Origin of the sequence: Arcticibacter tournemirensis (assembly GCF_006716645.1) — a bacterium.
In the GTDB taxonomy this organism is placed as follows: domain Bacteria; phylum Bacteroidota; class Bacteroidia; order Sphingobacteriales; family Sphingobacteriaceae; genus Arcticibacter; species Arcticibacter tournemirensis.
Genome location: NZ_VFPL01000001.1, coordinates 2095616 through 2116384, shown reverse-complemented (window position 1 = coordinate 2116384; position 20769 = coordinate 2095616). Strand labels below are relative to the sequence as shown.

The following is a 20769-nucleotide window of genomic DNA, read 5'->3' as shown; positions in this document are numbered from 1 at the left end:
AAAATAATGACCTTGAGACATTATATATTATTATTTGCATTATTCTTCACAAACTGGCTCTATGCACAGAATACACGTTTTAGCGCCTCCGCCAGTAAAAGCGAGGTCGCTACAGGCGAGGAGTTTGAAGTTACATTTTCTGTAAACGCAAACGGCGATCGCTTCAGTCCTCCTGAATTTAACGGGTTCCAGGTATTGGGTGGACCGAATATGTCGTCGAGCATGACTTCCATAAACGGCAGCATGACGGTAAGCACCTCCTATAGCTATTATCTCATGGCAGTAAAAGAGGGCACATTTACCTTCGGCGCTGCTTCCATAAGCGTTAACGGAAAGACATACAAAACAAATCCGCTACGGATCCGGGTGGTCAAAGGAAGGCCAGTCCCGCAAGGCAGCAGCAGACCTGCCCCTGCTGTTCCGCAGGAAGACTTTGAAGAGAGCCAGCCCGAAAAACTATCGAACTCGCTGTTTCTACGGGCTGTCACCGACAAGAACAATGTGTATCAGGGACAGCAACTTACCCTGAGCTTTAAGCTGTATACCCGCGTCTCTATTGTTGAAAGTCAGGTCGACAAGATACCCGACCTTAACGGATTCTGGAGTGAAGACATAAAAAACACCAATCAGAATGTCGAATGGAAGGAAGAGACCTATAAAGGAAAACAGTATCATGTTGCAGTAGTTAAACAAACCATCCTCTTCCCTGAGCATTCCGGAAACCTAAGGATTGACCCCGTCGAGATGACTTTTATAGTACGTCAGAAGGCTCCGGCGCGAACGCTTATGGACGAGTTTTTCGGCACCTATGAAGATGTAAAATATAAAGTAAAGAGCCCCCCTTTAACCGTTCGCGTGAAACCTTTGCCAACGGCCGGAAAACCCCAGGGCTTTACAGGTGCAGTGGGTCAGTTCAAAGCGGAAGCATCATTAGATAAAAAAGAGCTCAAAGCCAATGAAGCACTGAACTATACTCTTAAAATTTCAGGATCCGGAAATCTCAAGCTCATAAAAGAACCGGTAATTAATTTCCCGGCCGACTTTGAAAAGTACGACCCAAAAATCACCGACGCCATTACCATGAACACGTCGGGCGCATCAGGAAGCAGATCGTATAACTATCTTTTAATACCACGACATGAGGGAGATTTTGCAATTGAGCCAGTCCGGTTCTCCTATTTCAATCCAGCTTCCGGGCGTTATGAGACAGCCTCGGTGCAGGGTTTCGAAATCAAAGTAAACAAGGGTAACCCTTCTGAAAATGTGGTATACTCCGGAGCCGGCAAACAGGATGTTAAACTATTGAATAAAGATATCTCTTACATAAAAACAGCGGAACCGGACCTTTACAAAGAAGGTAAAGAATTCCATGGATCTGTATGGTATTACCTTCTGCTGCTCACAGGCCCGCTGATATTTGCAGGAGCGCTTTTATATCGGCAGTGGGATAAAAAGAATAATAGTGACCCACTTAAAGTAAAAAGCAGGAAAGCAGGTAAAATTGCCGCCCGCCATCTTGCTAATGCTCAAAAGCAGCTGTCGGAGAATAACAGTAAGGTATTTTACGAGGAGGTGTTCAAAGGCCTGTACGGATATCTGAGCGATAAATTGAATATCCCCGCTGCGAATCTTAATAAAGAAAGCATTGCCGCCGAACTACAGGCAAAAGCGTTAGATGATCGCCTGATCAGGCAGCTGCTTGAAACGCTGGACTTGTGTGAAATGGCCCGCTTTGCTCCTGTTACCGGAATATCAGCCAATGAAGTATTTGAAAAAGCAAAAAACATCATCTATGAAATTGAAGATAAGCTTTAACTCGCTGAGGTTATTTCAATATCTGATCCTCCTGATTATCCTTCCATTGGTCTCAACAGCAGAAGATGGGGCTGATTCCATCTTTAAAAAAGGGAATGAGCAATTTGCGAAACGAAAGTACGAGGAAGCTGTGTCGTCGTATCAGAAGATCCTAAACAGCGGTTATCGCTCGGCGGCCGTTTACTTTAATCTGGGCAACGCCTATTATCGTACCGGCGACATTCCATCGGCATTGCTGTACTACGAAAAGGCTCATAAACTTGACCCGGGGGATGAAGACATTAAAATGAACATCCAGATAGCAAACCTGAAGACGGTGGATAAGACGGATCCTGTTCCAGAGTTTTTCCTTTTCAGGTGGTGGCGCGGACTAATTCTTTTGTTGTCGTTAAATACCCTCGCTGTTTTAAGCATCGTATTTCTCCTTTTTACATCGCTTAGTTTTGTGACCTACCTTTTCACACAATCCGTAGCCGTAAAAAAAGCATCATTCTATACCGGTATCGTATTGTTCGTTTTCAGCATAACAATTCTGTTCCTGCAGAACCGGCAAGCACATTACTTCAACATTCATCATGAGGCCATTATTTTCAGCGGATCGGGAACCGTAAAGAGCGAGCCTGACCCCTCATCAAAGGGCGTCTTCGTCATTCACAGCGGAACGAAGGTTGGTGTTGATAAAAAAGATGATGGCTGGATGAAGATTAAGCTGCCAAACGGAAACACAGGCTGGATTCGTGAAACAGATGCAAAGGAAATTTAGTTTATTATTGTAGCTTTAATATAATCATCCATACCTATGAAAAGACGTTCCTTTGTTAAAGCATCCTTGTTAACAGGCGCTGCTGTTACTGCCACCTCTGCTTTAAGCATCGCAGCAACAGACAACATTAAAAAGCCTGCTTTAGAATTTTATGAGCTCAGGGTATATTCTTTAAGTAATGATAAACAACAAAAGCTCGTTGAGGACTACTACAGGAAAGCCGCAATCCCCGCACTAAATAGAATGGGTGTGAAGCATGTGGGTGTGTTTACTGAGCTAAAACCTGCAGGACACACCAAAGTATATGTAATGGTTCCTTACAATAGCATCGACCATTTCGACGATGTAAGCAAAAATCTCGAAAACGATGCGAGATACAAGGCAGAGGGATCAGCTTATTTGAATTCTCCGCCGGCAGAACCAGCTTACATCAGAATAGAAAGCTCTTTACTGAAAGCATTTACACACATGCCCGCTATGGAAGTCCCCCCTGACAGGCCGCGGATCTTTGAGCTGCGGCAATACCAAAGCGCCAGTGAAAGTGCTGGTAAAAAGAAAATAGAAATGTTTAATGAAGGGGGAGAAATAGACATTTTTAAGCGGCTCGGATTCAAACCCGTGTTTTGGGGCGAGACATTAATTGGCAGTTCGAGGCCCAATCTGACCTATATGGTAACTTTCGACGACATGGAGGCGCATGCGAAACTCTGGAAATCATTCGGCAGCGATCCTAAATGGAAAGAAATAAGCTCCATACCCGAATATGCCAACGCAGTATTGATCTCAAAGATCAATTCGACATTGCTTGTCCCTGCTGATTTTTCACAGATTTAAAGAGTAACCTCGGCAACTATAGTTCATTGCTGTCGTTACTGCTCTGCTGTCCCGTTTTCCTTAAGGGATCGTACTCATTATTAACTACAGGCAACCGGGCACCACAGTTCTTTTGCCATTTTTCAAGCTTCTCTTTCAATTGCTTTACAATCTCCGGCTTTCTAACAGCGAGATCCTGCTTCTCCGAAGGATCTTCTTTCAAATTATACAACTCGTACGTGTCCGTTTCATAAAACACGATAAGCTTCCAGTCACCGCTTCTGATAGCCGCACCAGGAGTCCAGGTAGACCCATGATAATGAGGATAGTGCCAGTAAAAATCCGTTCTGCTCAGTGTGCCCGTCTGTTTCAACAATGGAACAAGACTTACTCCGTCCTTGTGCAACTCGGGATGGGAAGGCAGGCCCGCCCATTGTAATATGGTTGGATAAAAGTCGGTGCTCATCGTTGGTACTCTGCAAATCGCAGAAGCCTTAATTTCCGCCGGATATTTGACTATAAGAGGCACACGTATTCCTCCCTCATATAGCCAGCCTTTTCCCGACCGGTATGGAGCGTTCGATGTAGGCCCTGCCTTTTTTGAAGTAGCCAGTCCTCCATTATCCGAAGTAAATACAATGATAGTATTCTTTTCTATGCCGAGCGTCTTTAACAGCCGCTGTATACTCCCAACGCTTTTGTCGACCGCTCCAACCATTGATGCATACTGCGGATTATTCTGAACCGTTCGTGTTACTCCACTATGTTCGGCAACCACCGGGCTTTCCAGGCCCTCACCCGCGGTCCGCAATTTGTCTTTATAATGGTTAATGAGATCCGGATACTCGTAAATTGGCGTGTGGACATCATAATACGAGAGGAATGCAATAAAGGGCTTATTCTGTTTAGCCTTCCTGATTATAAAATCAGAAGTATATTTAGTCAATGAATCCGTAACTACCGGTTTTTTCGCCCTGCGCATTTCGAGAGCGCTGTAGTATTCTTCAAAACCCCGGCTCAGAGGGTCAAGGCCCGGCTTGGCGCTCTCCAAGATGCCACTTGCCTGCGTAGAAAGTGCTGTATCCCCCCTCTTTCAATAATTCCGCGAATGTAATTTCATCTCTTCCAAGGAAAAGCTTTGTCCCTGGTTGGATAAGTTTCGTATTTGACACCTTCTGACCAGGGATCCAGTCGGTTACGCCTGTTCTAACCGTATACCTGCCTGTCATTATACTCGACCTCGTTGGCGAACATACCGAACCTGCAGTATATGTATTCATAAACTTCATACCACCGGAGGCGAGCGCGTCTATATTGGGAGTTTCGTAAAATGAACTGCCATAGCATCCTACATCGGCGTAACCCATATCGTCTACCAGCAAGAAAACAATATTTGGCGGCTGTACTTTTTGTGCTTTTAAAACGCGTGGTACGAATATAAAAACAGCAATGACGGCTATTCTAAGCGAGACGAAACACTTCATAATTCCAAACCTCTATAAATGGTTCAACAAATCAAATGTCAGGCTCCCAACGAGAAAACTTTAGCAAAAACGTACCTTTTACTGTCAATTTTGTGCAGGAGGCTATTAAAGAAAGCGTACTAACAACAAAGGCAGGCGAAAATCGCCTGCCTTTGTATAGCTTATCTGTTTCGAAGGCACTGCTGCCTTGCCTCTTTCGAAAGTCTCTGCTTATTGAAGTAACTTCAATAATTTTTGCTGGTTTTCCTTGTTAACTCCTCTCAAATCGTTAATAATAACAGGAAGCTTCTGGTAGTCAGCATTAAACTTATCAATCAACTGATAAAAGTTCTGAGGATAATACTCAAGGGCACGGTTCGTTTCTTCTGCATTACCCAGCGCTTCGGGAAGATAGATACCATTGTCCATGCTCTTTAATTCAGCAGTCAGCTGAGTCAGTCTTTTAAGCTTTCCAACAAGCCCATTATTGATGTCTGCCTTATTATCAGTACTATAAATCACTTTCACCTGCTGTTGCTTGCGGGTGTCCGACAGTGGTAACGAAACGTTCACACTAAGCTCTCTTCCCGTATAACTCCAGTTTCCATCTTTCAACGTTTGGGAGAAATCAACGGCTTTTCCATTAACCAAGACCTTTTGAGGGATTTCCGAGCCGTATAATTTCAGGATATATCTCCTTTTACCGGGCATACCATCATACTTTCCGGTTGTTCCCCCGATGGTTACAGTAACTTCCCTGCCGTTGGAAGAGGTTGAGAATTCGGTTGATGCATACTGGTCCTTATAAGCTTTATCATTTCCATTATCCTCTTTCAGGGTGAACCTGCCATTATTCCCTGGAAAAACAGCGACTGTTATGTCTTCCGGATTTGAGTCCAGGTTTTGCACATTCTCGCCATACATAGGAATTATAGATCCGGCTTTTATATATATTGGATATTCATTCAGTGTAAATGCTCTTTCGAGTATCTGTCCGCCCTTCAGCAACGTACCTGTATGCCATTCAAACCAATCGTTACCTTCGGGGAGCCATACTTTAACCTTCGAAAATCCCTCTACTGCCGGCGAACCTATAGGTGCTATAAGCATATTGTCGCCGAACATATATTCCCTGTCAAAGCGATAAGCCTCTTCTGCCTTCGGATAGTCGTAGTACATCGGACGGCAAAGACCAATTGCTGTATCATAGGTTTTCCTGGTCATCGTATAAATATACGGAACAAGCGTATAACGCATCCTTATCGCTTCATACTGCACCTGTGAATACTTTCCGCTGAAGTTCCAGATCTCTTTCTGTATTTTACCATTCTTTGTTGAGTGCGTACGAAGAATAGGGCTTAACGCACCGTACTGCAACCAACGTGTATACAACTCAGGGTCAACAGATTCGTCTCCGTGTTTCAGCTGGTGCCCTCCTATATCATGGCTCCAGTATGTGTATAAAACGTTAGAAGAAGTGTTCGTAAAATAAGGCTGGTATTCGAGTGACTTCCATGAAATGAAGGTATCTCCCGAGAATCCTATCTGGTACCGGTGATTACCTAATCCGCCCCACCTGTGGTATAACATTGGGCGGGTTTCACGATTGCGGTCCATATTGGTATAAAAAACATAATTCAACCACCATGTATTACTAAGGTTAGTAATTCTCTTATCATTTGGCCATTGCTGCCAGTCTAACCACCAGAAATCTATTCCTTTTTGTTCGATCGGCCTGAGAATTACATCAAACAGATTCGACATAAACTGCTTATCGGAAGCAAGGAAAGGGATTGTCTTTCTTCCGGTGGTATCAAATTTCATGTTTTGAGCAAACTGGTTATAGTCGTCTTCGTAGCCCGCAACACCATCTGCCGGATGTAAGTTCAACGTAGTTTTCAAGTGGTTCTCGTTCGTCCAGCTTAAGAATTTGGCTGGGTCAGGGAATAAGCTTTTGTTCCAGCTCCAGCCAGTCCAGCCCTGCCTATGCCAGTCCATGTCAATAACCAGAACGTCGGCCGGAATATTAAAGCGTTTAAGATTCGCTGTAAGTTCTCTCAGCTCATTGTCTGAATAGCTCCAGTATCTCGACCACCAGTAGCCCAGCGCATACCGCGGCATCAGAGGCACTTTTCCGGAAATCTGCGAGAAATCATACAGCGCCGATTTGTAGTCGGAACCATACCCCATGAAATACCAGTCTGTACCCGCGTTCTCTCTGGTATAAACCCATGGCCAATCACTGTTATCCAGTCGTAAGTCAGATGAGTCATCCAGAAAATACCACCCATCCCTCGAAAGGATTCCGTCTTCAAGTTCGATCTTCTTGCCATTATGCAGATGAGTATCACCATCATAGTTGTCCAGCGTCCGGTAAGTACCTTTCAGGTTATACTTCTGCTTTTTACCAGGCGACCAGCTGATTGTATCGCTCTTCAGCATTTTTATTTTCAGGTTCTCCTGATTGAACGATCCGGAATTTAACTTGTAGCTCATTTCCAGCTCGCCGGTTTTAATAGTGAGCCACCCGTTTTCCCTTTTTGATGTATAAGCAGGTACAGGTAACTTTCTGTTTACAACAACAAAAGATGCATGATCATCAAAAGACTTGCTGCTATTCCACTCCATCCGGATAAGTCGTGGAGTGAGAACTGTAAAACGTGCATTATCTGCTTCTACTATAGCTTTTTTATCAGCCTGTAAGCTGGAAGCGTTCTGTGCCTGTAACGGCTGCAGATAGAGGAGAGAGATCAAAGCACCGAGTAGAACGGTTTTCAAACGTGCTTTGTGAAAAGAAATAGAATTCATATCTGGTTTTTAGTGTGTTATTTTCTTCGTCGGTGGAATTACATGGAAGATCAACATCCTCTCAATCCCTGGTCAGTTTTCTAAGCTTGTCATAAACCCCTTTCATGTATACTAAGCTAGAACGCCTTGACTTTTCGCTAAAGGTATGAATATCTCTGACCTTCGTTTCTTCTGGATGCGCGCTCTACAAAAAAATCCAAACGCGTAAAAATGCAAGCAATTGATAATTATCTTGTTGTGCAATTTTGAAAGGCTAAATATCCAAGTTCTTTTGCCCGAAATGATTAACGGAAGTGATATATTTTACATCCGTCAGGCTGTGTCTTTTGTACTTTATTTATAAATGTATTACTTGTAAGCTGCTAAATTAAAAAACTAAAACGATATAGCATAATGTAAACCTTTATGGCAACTCCGCTGAGTGGTTCACCAAACCAGTATCGTGTTTATCTCAATTTTATCTGGTTTGTGATAAGTTTAGAAAGCCGCTGAAGAGGGGCAAAACAAATATAGTCTCAGATGCGGGTTAAGCCTGTCCAGAAGCCGGATTGTTAAACAAAAGAACAACCTGCTCAGGTTGTTCTTTTGTTCATCATGTATTATTCACCTATTGGTATCGGAATATTAACACCAGTAGAGGTGGCTGTACCAAAATTTGGGGAACCATCAGCATTCCAGGTAAGCTTTTGCATTCTTGGGGTTCTTGGACCAGTGTTATTTGGTGCACTGCGCGCATGATATACAAACCATGTTTCGGTGCGTAATACGGCATTAGGATCAGTATAGCTGCTGGTGAAAAAACCATTATGTCCGGGCCCATAAACAGAATTAGTTTCATTTTTCACAAACACCTGCTTTTTATTTATCCAGTCAGAGGCGACTGTAGGATTACCCCCGGCTTTTAATTGTATTTGGGCAAGACAATAATTATCACTGCTGTAACGGCTGGCAGAAAATATAATAAATACAGGACTTCCTGCGTCTTTTTGCAACATAATCGGGCCTTCGTTCACACCTGCACCCAATGAGTTGGGTTCGTATTTTTCCCATGTATTAGTGGGTGAGGATATTTTCACCCGGGGACCGTTTATCGTCCATGGATTCGACATAGTAGCCAGATAAATATATTGTTTATACCTCGAAGCCACGCTTTCCCACCCAGACCAAATAAAATACATAGACGAACCTATAGTCAGCACCGAGCCATCAATAGCCCACTGATCGCTTGAATCAGTTATTTTCCCTTTATAAGTCCATGTTCCGGTCGTTGGATCTGAATTACTGTTTTCTAATACAAACATGCGATGGTTATCTCCCTGCCCGTCATTTGCAGCAAAATAGAGATACCATTTACCGGAAAGAAAATGCAATTCAGGCGCCCAAATATTCGAAGAATGATCTGTACCTGCGGGGGGAGTCCAAACTACTACTTCCTGCGCTGTTGCCAACAACGACATTGAAGTCGTTTTTCTGATACCTAAACTACTTCCCCTCGTATACATAAAATAATAGTACCCGTCCTTTTGAGCTACATACGGATCCGGCCTGCTTGCATTGATCAGGGGGTTTTGGAAATTCAGATTATGAAAATTAAACAGATCCTGCGTTCCGCTAACTGTTGTTTTTTGTCTGATCTTCCTTCCAGGTGTGTTATCTTCCGGATCAACAACCATCTTCATACCAGTCGCCTTGTTGGTGAGAGAGTATAAATTATTACTGCCGGAATAAGTAATCTTCCAGAGCTGAGAGTCGGTGCCGTCGTCGGTACCCTGTTGTAAAATATCTCCCGATGTTGCTGAAGGCGACTTCAAATATTTACTACTTGTAATATTTGCCAGTTTATAATAGGGTGAATCGATTTTTATTAGTTTCCATTTCTGTCCATTATTGGGAAACCATGACCACTGCTGGATTGCTGAATTCTCTGCTGTTGAGTTACCTGTTACTTCGACCACAGGACCTCCCGGTAAAGATGAAATGCCTCTGATGCGATAAATAGCACCGTCTATTAGCGTTCCTGCAGGCGGTGCCGCGCTAATCTTTTGTCCGCCTTTTTTGGCATTCTCACTTTCAGAATTGTTCCCCTCCTTTATTGTTTCTTTCTGACAAGCAGCAGTTAAAAATAAAACAGCGAAGAGTAGTTTAATTATTGGTCTTTTTATCATAAGGAATGTTATTGTACACAGCAAATACACGGTGTTAGCCAGAGAAGAGCATTTGCGGTGATGTTTACAAATTGGTTAATTGTAACCTAAAATAAGGAATGGGGCTTAGGAAATATGCTCATCTTTTTGCCGATTTGTCTCAATCTGACGAAACCCGTTTCAGGCAGATCCTTAAATCCAGATCACCTGAAACGGGTAAAAACAATAAAAATCAGTCTCCTGTCTTATCCTCGTCCGCTACAGCATCTTCCCAATTATCCCATTTTGGAGTTGCCGGGTTATAACCATCGTAGCCATAATTTTGACTAAGTTGTCCTCTCTTGTTCGCTGTAATTGCAGCATAAGGAATTGGCCAATACATATTCTTTTTGTCCATAGTATAATTAGGGTTGCTGTTACCTGTGGCGTTAATCTGAATAGGCCCTTTATTATACAAACTGTAATGTACGATACGCTGATACCAATAGCTTCCGCCTCCTGCATCAGTGCCGCTCTGTTTGTCGAAGTTCTCGAGGGTGTACATATTGCCCCACTCATCGGGCCGTCCGCTACGGGCAAGGCATAACGAAACGCGCTTCAGTTCTACGTTGCGCCATTCTTCCCAATACAACTCACGGGCGCGTTCGTTCATGATGTCGCCGATGGTAACACTACCTTGATATAGCTGAGTGCATTTTGCCCTTTGTCTTAATGCATTGAGGTCGTCTTTAATGGTAGGATCATTTGGATTTATGTAAAACTTAGCTTCCGCCCTGAGGAGATAGGCCTCAGCCAAACGGTAGAGATACCAGTCGGCATTGCCTCCGTTGGTTGCGCCCCTGTTACCATCAGAGCCGCTTATGTTCGCTTCATTTACTGGGTCGTCAAGGAAGAATTTGTAATGAGGCACATCAAACCAACGACGGATAGTGTCGCTGCACAACAAGGCGCCGTTGGTCGGATTGAAAAGTGTGAGCGGTTTCCCAAACTGTGTGGATGCCTTATTATTAACACGGTAATCTTCCATACGCACCCAGTTGCCTGTCTCCGAGCTATGGCGTAAGTCGGTTGCGTCCATTACACCATTTATACGCCATAGTGTATTGGTGCTGAAATAAGTGGGCCTAAACGTGGCGATGCCGCGCCCGAATGCCCGCATATAGTCGTAACTTGCATTGTAATTAGCATCATTGCGTCTGAGATTTAACAGTGCTTGTTTCCCGTCGGTTGTCTTGATCCTGCTGTCGAAAACAAAGGGATACAAAACACGCATCGTAAGCATCTTGATGAACGATTCTGCTTCAGCGCCGCGGTTAGGTATACCCATGATAACCTCGTGGTTGGCGGCAATAAGTTTGTTTTCGGCACGATGTAAATCCCAGATCACATTGCGGGTGATCTTCCATGTTTGTGGTTCGCCACCGTCGTTAAATGTGCCGAAGTTATCGAGCATAAGCGAATAGCCTGATTGAGAAATCAATATATCGGTTTGCTCTTTGGCCTTTGCATATTCACCTAAAGCAAGATAGCATTTGGTAAGCAACATACGGCAAGCACCCTTATTAACCATGCCTGTAAGGCTCATGTTTTTTTGATCGGGCACCCATTGCACTGCAAACTCCATATCTTTGGTAACCATTTGCAGGATAGCGTCGCGCTTCGTACTGCGGTAGTTTTGTTTAGGCACTTCCAATAGCTTGGAAACAAGCGGAACATCACCATACTGAAATACCAGAGCCATATAGCGGAAGGCGCGATGAAAATAAGCTCTGCCCTTATAGGCATTGCGCGTGGTCTCATCCAGTCCCTCCACTTTATCGACATAACTGAGAATCGTGTTTGCATTTGCAATACCATTATAAGTTTCCTGCCAAAAGTGCCAGATACTGTTGGTTCTGCCCAGATCATTTGTAGTAGTTCCGTCATCACTGGTAGGCGTGAGCATATTGGCAACATCACAAAGCATACTACCCTTATCGGTTGCGCTGGCTACCATTAAGTCGGAAAAGATATATTCAGTTCCTAAGGTCAGCATTTCGTTATGGTCAGTCGCATAATATTGTTTGAGCTGACGATCGGCTATTGCTAATACCGACATCAAACCGGCTTCGTTGGTGAAAGTAGCTGCAGGTTCGTATACCGAAAGCGGGTCGGGTGTCAGGAAATCTTTGGAGCAACTGTTAAACAGCACTGTGCTACCCATAATCAACGCAAAGCATATAGATATACGATGCAATTTTTGAGTTATCTTTTTCATATTCGTTGCTATTAAAGGCTAAAAAGTTAAGTTTAATCCCAATGTATAAACACGTGTGGCAAGACCACCGCCCTGATCAAAGGCCGGGTTGGTCTCAGGGTCGCCGTATTCCCAGTCTTTTGTCCAAACAGCAACATTCCGTACGGTGCCATAAAGTTTAACACGATCTAATTTCCATTTTGAAGTCCACATTTTGGGCAATGTATATCCGACAGAAAGGTTATCAAACCGAATGAATGAACGGTCATACAATTTTTGCACTCCAGTGGCGCCGGTAGGCCCTTTGGCTTCAATGCGTCCATAGTCGTTGGTGGGATTATCGGGAGTCCAGTATTCTTTTGCAGTTACATTTTGTAAAGCGTAGGTCATACGTCCTCCATCGTCGTCATTGTTAAGGTAGGCGCCTGCTAAGCTTTTGTGCCCCATATAAGAGTAGATATTGAACGAAAGGCTGAGATCTTTCCAAAACACAAACTCGTTGCGTAATGACCAATGAAAAGGCGGCGTAGTTTGTCCAAGGAATTCTTTGTCCTTGTCGTTATACACATGGGTAACAGAACCATCGGCTTTTACCACATCGTCTGCAGTATAGTTATTCGCTACTTTCGGATCGCCGGGTACCTGACCATATTCTTTCGCTTCTTCGACCTCATTAGCCTGCCAGATCCCGGTAACGCGGTAATCCCATATTGTGTTGATTGACTTTCCAATAAACCAACCGTTTTTCACATCGTCCATTTCCTTACTGCCTGTTACATTTCCCTGTGCGTCTAAAATGTCCTCATTCTCGTAGTAAAGATGCTTTATGGTGTTCTTATTGTATGATAACCCGACCGAAGTCGACCACTGGAACTTGTCCTTTCTGATATTAAGGGTTTTTAATGATAGTTCAATACCGTTATTGTCGACCCGTCCTAAATTGGTGGTAATATCATCAAATCCTGTGAAACCGGGCAGGCGCTCGTTCATGATCATGTCATGAGTCCTCATGTCATAATAATCCAGGGAACCTGATATACGGTCGTTGAGGAAGCCGAAGTCAAGTCCAAAATTCCATGACGCCGTTTTTTCCCATTGAAGATGAGGGTTTGCTAATCTGTCGGCCATTAAATAGCGGTATAAGGCCAACTCTCCGGAAGAGTTGAGGTAGCCCTGCATTTTCCCTCCCCCTTCATAAAGATTGGAAAGCGCCAGATTCGGGTTGGCCAGCGACCGGTTACCATTTTTACCGTAGGATACACGCAATTTACCAGTACTCATGATATTGCTCCATTTGAAGAACTTTTCGTTCGAAAACGACCATGCCACTGCTACGGAAGGAAAAGTAGCGTACGGGTTGGAGGTGCCGAAAGCAGAATACCCGTCTCTGCGAATGGACGTGGTAAGCATATACCGGTTGTCGTAGGAATAAAATAAACGGGCCAGGAGGGCGTCTGCAGTCTGGTGCGTATCTTCACTCATGAACGTACTGTTTTCCTTGGTAGCATTCTTAGTGTTATGGAATCCCAATGCGTCGGATGGTAAAATTTTGCGGGCTTCTATGCGGTCCTTCCAGAACTGCCGTTCCTCGGCTTCCTGCACAAGCGTGAGGTTTAGGTGATGCTTACCGCCGAAAGTGTAATCCCAATTGATGGTATTGTTATACGACCAGTCGAAACGTTTTGCCTGCTCTCTGTTCGCGCCACGCGACGCGGGATCGGAGCCAGGCAAATCTGCCGACATAAAATAACGGTCGAAGAAGAATTGATAGCGGGGTGAGGCGTTGAACGAATAGTTAATATTATAGGGCAGCTTTACTTTGGCATTAAAAATAGTGTTCAGCACAGTATAGCCCTTTTCCAATTCGAGATATTGTTTCTGAAAATCATAATTATAGCCCCGCTGACTGTATTCTGAACTCAAGGGATACTGTACGGGGTTGCCAGCCTCATCAGCATAGTCGGCATACGGGCTGTTGCGAAGCTGGTAATCCAAATCAACGTCAATGGCTCCGTCCGACCGGTTCTGGAAGTTTACGTTGGCTCCAAGCTCGAACCAGTCGGTTACTTTAGCATCCACTTTCATATTGGAGCGCACGGCCTGGTATTCATCACTTATGAGGGCACCCTGATTCTTTAAATAGCCCACAGACAGGTAATAGTTTACTTTGTCGCTTGCCCCGCTTACACTGGCATTATAGTCCTGATTGAGGCCCATTCTATAGGTCTGTTTTGCCCAGTCAACGGTCTTTCCTGAAAGTAAGTTCTGTAGCGCATTGCCTGTAAAACCTAATCGCTGGGCCCAGATGCTTAAATCAGATTCATCGGCATCATTAGTAGTATACCCCCGCCAATCCTCAATAGAAATAGTTGACGGTAACTGATCTGGCCGCGTAAAATAACCGGGCTGACTGGCGAAAACGCCTGTTTGATAAGCCTCATAAGCGCCTGTTTGCGGGTTTACGCCATAGGAGTTCTTCGTATACCAGTCCTCGCGGTGTCGTAAATAGGCGTCAGTGCTAAACCTTTCCCGGTAGTCACTTTCTTCCGTGCCGCCGATATTCATAGTCATATTGATAACGGGTTTGCCCTGTTTCCCCTTTTTGGTGGTGATGAGCACTACCCCGCTGGCTGCCTTCGAGCCGTAAACGGCAGCTGCTGAAGCATCTTTCAGCACATCAATCTGCTCGATATCGTCGGGATTAATTTCGGATAACTCGCCGTAGAACTGCATCCCGTCGAGGATGAGTAACGGGTCGTTATGCCCCCCCTCAGTATATACAGAACGCTGACCCCGGATTTGCATTGTACCTCCGCCCTTTGCCGAAGCGCTATAGCCTACCTGCAAACCCGGAGTACCGCGCAGGATGTCCTGAACGGTCTTTGGATTTTCGTTTGCGATATTGTCTGGACGGACTTGAACAATGGAACCGGTAAGATCTTTCTTTTTCATTGTTCCATATCCAACGACGACTACTTCTTCCAGAGAGTTGTTGCTTTGGATGAGTTTAATCTGGAATGTAGTTCTGTCACCCACCGTGATGGTTTGCGATTCGTAACCAATATACGACACATTCAGCACCGCATTTGGCGATACCTGCAGTTTAAAAGCTCCATTCACATCCGTACTGGTTCCCGTAGGTGTGTTTTGAACCTTTACGGCGACGCCAACGAGCACCTCACCTGTTTTGGCGTCGGTCACAGTACCCGTTATAATATGTTGTTGAAATAATGAAGCTTGCTGGGCGGGCCTCGAAGGCTTGCTCATAATTGCAATAATACCGTCGTTCAATGACCACGTAAGTCCATGTTGGTCCAGTAATGTGTTCATTGCGTCGGCAAAATTCACCTGTTTCAACCTGGCAGTAATGCGCGTCTCCGCAATTTTATCTCCACGAAACAAAAAGGAATACCCCTGTTGTTTCTGAATCTCCTGCAACACTTCCCGAAGCGTAATGTTTCTGACATTCAACGTAATGGTTTGCGCTTTGCTTATAGCTACCGCCGGCCAGGAAAAGGTAATAGTTAAGAGAACCGCTAATTTTGTGATAAGTAATAACCGGGATTTAAAGGACCAGTAATAGCCCGTTACACGTTGTGTAAAAATCATATATTTGTCATGTTTGGATGGTTAGAAAATTGGTTTTCCGACAGCTATTGAATATCCCGCCGGATGTCAACTCCAGACAAGATTAACGGGTGATGTCTCCAGCATCATCCGTTTTTGGCTGGATAAAACTATGATTTGTAATTTCTATAATCTCATTTTTCCTCCTTCTTTAGCGTTTATATTGGTTTATTGTTCGCCCAGAACGATCAACTGCTTTCGCTCTCCTTGCTGGACAATTTTAAACTTCAACCGGCTTAATTCGAGTGCTTTTAAAACAGCACTCAATGGTTTATCCCGATCGATATAGGCGTATACATTAGATTCAGGTAATTTTTCCTGATAAACCACATCAAGATTGTACCATCTGGCTAATTGTGTGATGGCTGTTGTTACAGGTAGCTTGTTGAAATAGAAAAAGCCTTCCTTCCAGGCAGTAAATTGAGAAACATCCACTTTTGATTTGGTGATGTGGCCCTTACTCAACGACGCCTGCTCGCCAGGCGCAAGTAAGATTGACTTACCCGATGCGGGAAAACCTTCTCCTGATCCTTTTGGCAACGATAAAAGGACTTTCCCATCTACAAGGGTGGTCTTTGTATCAGGGTCATCGGGATAAGCAGAAACATTGAATTTGGTGCCTAACACCAATACCTCCTGGCCTGGGCTAAGTACTTTGAATGGTCGTTTGCTATCTTCCTCTATATCAAAATAAGCTTCTCCGCTAATCTCGACAGTTCGTTCTGTGCTGATAAACCTGGCGGGATATTTAATTGTAGAACCGGTATTGAGCCATACCCTGGAACCATCCGGCAATATCAACTGATATGTTCCCCCTTTCGGTGTAGTGAGTTGCAGCAGCGAAACGTCCGACCGGTCTTTGGACTTATCCGGTATCACGGTAAGAGAAGATCCGTCACCGTAAGTAACACTCTCATCTTTTACGATAATTTCTGATTGTTCACTGCTTAAATCAATCTTTCTCCCATCAGACAGGGTGAGTGTGGCTTTATTCCCGCCGGAACGGATATCAGTTGCAGCGATTTCATGCTCCCGGCTAGTTTGTCGTTGCTCTGATACGTACCACATTCCAGCTAACAACATGACGAATACTGCTGCTGCATAAGGAAGTATACGCCTTACCAGCTGACGGACGCGTGGTTGATTTTTGGCAGTTTCGTATTGGAGGATAGCCGCATCCAGCCGTGGATCGTCGGCAACAGTGCGCCTCGGTATAGCATACCAGTCGTCGATATCAGCCTCGAGCACTTCATTATTATTTACGCGATCCAGCAGCTTCCTGTTAGCAGGATTGGCGGCTGCCCAATCATTTAGTTCTGTACGCTCAGCTTCACTGAGTGTACCTTCAAGATGTTTATATAGTAGTTGACTGATCCGTTCCATTTTTACCTTAACCCATCGGGATAACAAACACCATAGATACGGACGCAGCGTGCTAACCTTACCAAAAATTTAATCTTTTTTCAGTTTGAGCAAGTGACTTAGCTACAAGCAGGTATATACCAGGAAGATACCACAGTCAGGAAACCCACAACAGGAATAAAAAACTGTTCTTCAAAAGTCGTCTTAGAGTAGTTAGTGCCTTTGACTTCTGGACGAAGACAGATGACTCGGTCATTCCAGTTTCACTCACAATTTCATGGGTAGTTTTGCCTTCAATAACGCTTTTACGGAACACGGCTTGCTGGCTGGATGGCAGTTTCTCCACGACGTCCTCGATTTGTTGCAGCAACTCTATATAGAGAATGCGGTTGTACACCTCTGGTTCCTCCTTAAAGAGATCTTTTATATCCTCGGAAAGTTTAGCTGTCGGTAGTTTGCTGCTGCTACGGATATTGTCGATGCAGGCGTTACGCGTAGCGATATATAGAAAGGCCTTGATCTGCAGCGCTGTGGTAATACGTTCCCGATTCCTCCACAATTTAAGCATACTATCGCTGGCAATTTCCTCAGCCACGCCCCAGTCATGCACGTACGAAAAGGCGAAATGTTGCAGAGCCCTGGAGTAATAACGATAAACCCCATCAAATGCCTTTCGATCACCTGTATTAAACTGATTGATATTTACTGTAAAATGAGGAGACATAGATCAACTGGTTCCAGTACCTATCTATCGAATGTCGAAAAAATAATTGATCGTTGAAAATTACGGTCTTTCGTTTTATTCTTTAATATCAAAACATTCTGATAAAAATCAAAGTAAAGTAATAAGGGTAATTAAATTTATTCATTCTTTCATCAATTTGTCTCAATATTTCAGAACCTTAAAGTTGTTAAGTTACCGGCTCTATCATCAGTGTCCCTTCTTCATTTGACGCAGGAAGTATAATTTCTATCAGTCCCGGATAACGGGTTTTGATTTCAACTGATTTTCCTGAAAATGTCGCTTTATAAGTCTTTGAAGGATCCATACAAGCAACGACAGAACGCTTATGCGCCGGGGTGGCTTTATCGAAAACGATAAAAGCCTCATAAGCAGAGTTATTCCGGCTCATCTTCTGCGAATCTATCCATACTTCGAAACCGGCTGTAACGGTTCCTGGTTTATAATAAGCAGAGAACCATGACAAAACAGGTGTAGAAAGCCCCGAAAACTGATGCCATCCTGCACCTCTTCCTGTTTTCGCAAAAAAGTGTTCAAAGGTATAGTACGACTCATCCGTTTCCTTCGCATACACTTCCAGACCCTTAGATGCAATCTTAAAGGCAAGATCCGGATGGCCCAGGTCAAGCATGGTTTTCCACATAAACCATTGATGCGGCATCCATACGGAGCCATTCCAATAACCGTCTGATTGATAATATGGCGCAGACTGGTCGACTACACCAATACCGGAAGGAGTCGTCAGATGACGCTCTGAAAAAAGTTTTTCTATTAAAATATCCTCCTGCTCGCCTGTACAAATGCCCGCCAAAAGAGGATATGCTCCATCCAAACCCATATTGTAATCCTGTCCGTCGGTATAGTTAAAGGGGCCTTGAGGACGCCCCTCTTCATCGTGACGCACGTAGCTGAAATAACCGCTTTTCGTATTCCACGAAAAACGTTGCAATGAATTACTGAATTTCCTTATATCCTTGTCATAGGTAACAACATCATTTTCGTTCCCTGATGCTATCGCCGCTAATCTCAATATTTTCGCCGTCCTGATACATTGCGCGGTAGAGATAACGGGAGTTATGTATTTCTCTGCTCTCTGCCGGTGCACTCCCACCTGCGCAGGGTAATCGTCCCATCCCCCGGAGTTATAAAAATAATCCCAGGTTTTCAAAAGACCTGAACGTAGAACTGCCGTTGAAGAACTGCCTGAATGGCCCGCCAGGAATTGATAGTACTGCTTTAAACGTGGATAAAAATATTGCAGCAAATCTTTTGACTGACTTTTGTTCCAAAGATCCATAAAGGCATACATCTGGACCGGCACCGGTGAACCATGGTGAATGAACGCTGACTGACTTCCTACAGGAGTGGTATACGTGTTTATACAGTCTGCTGCCAACTGAGGATTTATCTCATTTAAGCCGATGGCAATAAAACCGGAATCCCATGTATAGAGACTGTTCCACCATTTCCCTGGCGTGAAATGCCGTATATACTGTCTTTGAGTATAAATAGGATACACCACGTTTGATAATACGGTAGATTTCAACAACCTCTGGCTGAATTCATACTTTTTGCCTTCCGGCAGAACCTGGCTTCGCTCATCTGTAGTCACAATCGGATCACCAACTTCAACCGATTCTGCTAAAATAGACTTAAACTGGTTCAGCCGCCCTCTTACCTGATCAAGAGATCCGGTACAAATCAAGCTGTAGACCGTTCGTTCAGAGTTTGGCGCAAGCTCTACCGGTCTGATAAACACGTTAAAATAATGTCCTTTGTTATTTCCATTGAGGATACTGTCAACATGATTATGCACCAGTTTCCGGAAATACAGGTCGAGTTCATCATTTCTAACTTCTCTCACCGTGAAATCCTTGCTGTCCCAGGCAAGACCATAATAAGCCGCATTGTCCTTATACTTTAGGATCGCGTTCTTTTCTTTGGGATTTGAAATAATCTGCGGATAATCTCCTCTTTTATTATCAACCAGGTTCACCGCACTTTTCCCGGCCGACAAGAGCATTCCGTTCAACTCAAGTGCAGCACCCAGCGTCACTTCTATTGTAAGATTGCCGTTTAGATCCCGGGGTAAGACAGCCTTCAGGTCTGTTATTGCCAGTGCTCCTGTTCCGTTCAGAAGGATGCTCTCATTTACGATCCCGGAGATTGTCAGAGCACAGGTTTTATTCTCCCTCAGCCTGTAAACGAGGGATAGTTTTCCACTCTCCCCCAGGTTCTTAAAATTTAACTTGTAAGTCCCCTTATCCCCTGCGTATTCACCTAACCTGATTGCTGAGCCATCAATATAAGCAGCATCTCTTATTTCGCCTCTCATCAGGCCGTCCGTTACGAGATTGTCCTTCGGACTCTTTTTCTTGTACCCAACAGATTGGTAATCTGCTGCATTTATCCACTTACTACCCTGAGGATAATTTAATGATTGAGCCGGAAAAATATCAGGATACGCCTGCCAGGCCATGAGGTTTAAAGTGATATTCTGGGGCATTGATGTTGCATTCACACATTTCATGGATGCCAATACCGTCGCACTATCCAGTATCTTGTAACGAACATCAACATACGTCTTGTCTTTCCATTCCAGCTCATACCGGTAGGTGAAGGCGGTCATATCAGAAGAAAAGTCCCATGGAAAGTAACCTGATTCAAAAAGCACATTGGGTACGACTATTTTGTTTCGGTAATACCCCGGCACAACAGAAAAATCGAACCGAATACCTGTACTAACTTCAGGGATATGCGATATACCGGCATACTGTTTTGAATACGGCCCCCATTTGCCGGTGCTAATATCATGAGTATTCTCCAGCTCTTTGAATTGTATACTCCTTATGCGTTTATCTTGTGCATAAAGAACTTGCATCCCCAAAAAAACAGAAAGCAGAACGGTGTGTCTTCGTTTCATAATTATAAAAGCCCCGGACAATTTAAGAATTATCCGGGGCAGAGTATTGTCTTGCCTTGCTAATATCAGGTAT

At 44.1% G+C, this 20769-nt stretch carries 12 protein-coding genes; 3 read left to right on the top strand and 9 right to left on the bottom strand.

Translation table 11 applies throughout. From position 1 onward, the window contains the following. Positions 1 to 6: 6 nt before the first annotated feature. Genes BDE36_RS08930 through BDE36_RS08920 form a run of 3 tightly spaced genes read left to right on the top strand, consistent with a single transcriptional unit; the run spans position 7 to position 3412 of the window. The gene (locus BDE36_RS08930) at positions 7 to 1815 is read left to right on the top strand and encodes a BatD family protein (RefSeq protein WP_141814591.1); all 1809 of its coding nucleotides are present in this window, start codon (positions 7 to 9) and stop codon (positions 1813 to 1815) included. Beyond that, the gene (locus BDE36_RS08925) at positions 1793 to 2578 is read left to right on the top strand and encodes a tetratricopeptide repeat protein (protein ID WP_141814590.1); all 786 of its coding nucleotides are present in this window, start codon (positions 1793 to 1795) and stop codon (positions 2576 to 2578) included. Before BDE36_RS08930 ends, BDE36_RS08925 begins: the two co-directional genes overlap by 23 nt. A 36-nt stretch (positions 2579 to 2614) precedes the next feature. Then, a complete protein-coding gene (locus tag BDE36_RS08920; protein ID WP_141814589.1) occupies positions 2615 to 3412 on the top strand; it encodes an NIPSNAP family protein in 798 nt (265 codons plus the stop codon). A gap of 16 nt (positions 3413 to 3428) precedes the next feature. Here BDE36_RS08920 and BDE36_RS24250 read toward each other — a convergent pair whose 3' ends face one another. From BDE36_RS24250 to BDE36_RS08875, 9 genes are all read right to left on the bottom strand, one after another. Beyond that, complete coding sequence (locus BDE36_RS24250) at positions 3429 to 4442, bottom strand: sulfatase/phosphatase domain-containing protein (protein WP_141814588.1); 1014 nt, start codon at positions 4440 to 4442, stop codon at positions 3429 to 3431. After that, positions 4417 to 4875 carry a sulfatase-like hydrolase/transferase gene (locus tag BDE36_RS24245; RefSeq protein WP_141814587.1) on the bottom strand — a complete coding sequence of 153 codons (459 nt, stop codon included), beginning with the start codon at positions 4873 to 4875 and terminating at the stop codon, positions 4417 to 4419. The genes BDE36_RS24250 and BDE36_RS24245 overlap by 26 nt, the downstream gene beginning before the upstream one ends. 210 nt (positions 4876 to 5085) lie before the next feature. Further along, positions 5086 to 7662, bottom strand: a complete 2577-nt coding sequence (locus tag BDE36_RS08905; protein ID WP_141814586.1) for a glycoside hydrolase family 31 protein — start codon at positions 7660 to 7662, stop codon at positions 5086 to 5088. A gap of 599 nt (positions 7663 to 8261) precedes the next feature. Next, positions 8262 to 9827 carry a family 43 glycosylhydrolase gene (locus BDE36_RS08900; protein WP_141814585.1) on the bottom strand — a complete coding sequence of 522 codons (1566 nt, stop codon included), beginning with the start codon at positions 9825 to 9827 and terminating at the stop codon, positions 8262 to 8264. 211 nt (positions 9828 to 10038) lie between these two features. Further along, positions 10039 to 12063: a RagB/SusD family nutrient uptake outer membrane protein gene (locus BDE36_RS08895; RefSeq protein ID WP_141814584.1), complete on the bottom strand. Its 2025-nt coding sequence runs from the start codon at positions 12061 to 12063 to the stop codon at positions 10039 to 10041. An 18-nt stretch (positions 12064 to 12081) separates the two neighbouring features. Further along, entirely contained in the window at positions 12082 to 15651 is a 3570-nt protein-coding gene (locus BDE36_RS08890; protein ID WP_202618175.1) for a SusC/RagA family TonB-linked outer membrane protein, read from the bottom strand. A 186-nt stretch (positions 15652 to 15837) separates the two neighbouring features. Continuing rightward, positions 15838 to 17052: a FecR domain-containing protein gene (locus BDE36_RS08885; RefSeq protein WP_141814583.1), complete on the bottom strand. Its 1215-nt coding sequence runs from the start codon at positions 17050 to 17052 to the stop codon at positions 15838 to 15840. Positions 17053 to 17188: 136 nt separating this feature from the next. Then, positions 17189 to 17755: a sigma-70 family RNA polymerase sigma factor gene (locus tag BDE36_RS08880; RefSeq protein WP_141814582.1), complete on the bottom strand. Its 567-nt coding sequence runs from the start codon at positions 17753 to 17755 to the stop codon at positions 17189 to 17191. A gap of 187 nt (positions 17756 to 17942) precedes the next feature. After that, positions 17943 to 20696, bottom strand: a complete 2754-nt coding sequence (locus tag BDE36_RS08875; RefSeq protein ID WP_141814581.1) for an MGH1-like glycoside hydrolase domain-containing protein — start codon at positions 20694 to 20696, stop codon at positions 17943 to 17945. Between the last annotated feature and the right edge of the window lie 73 nt (positions 20697 to 20769).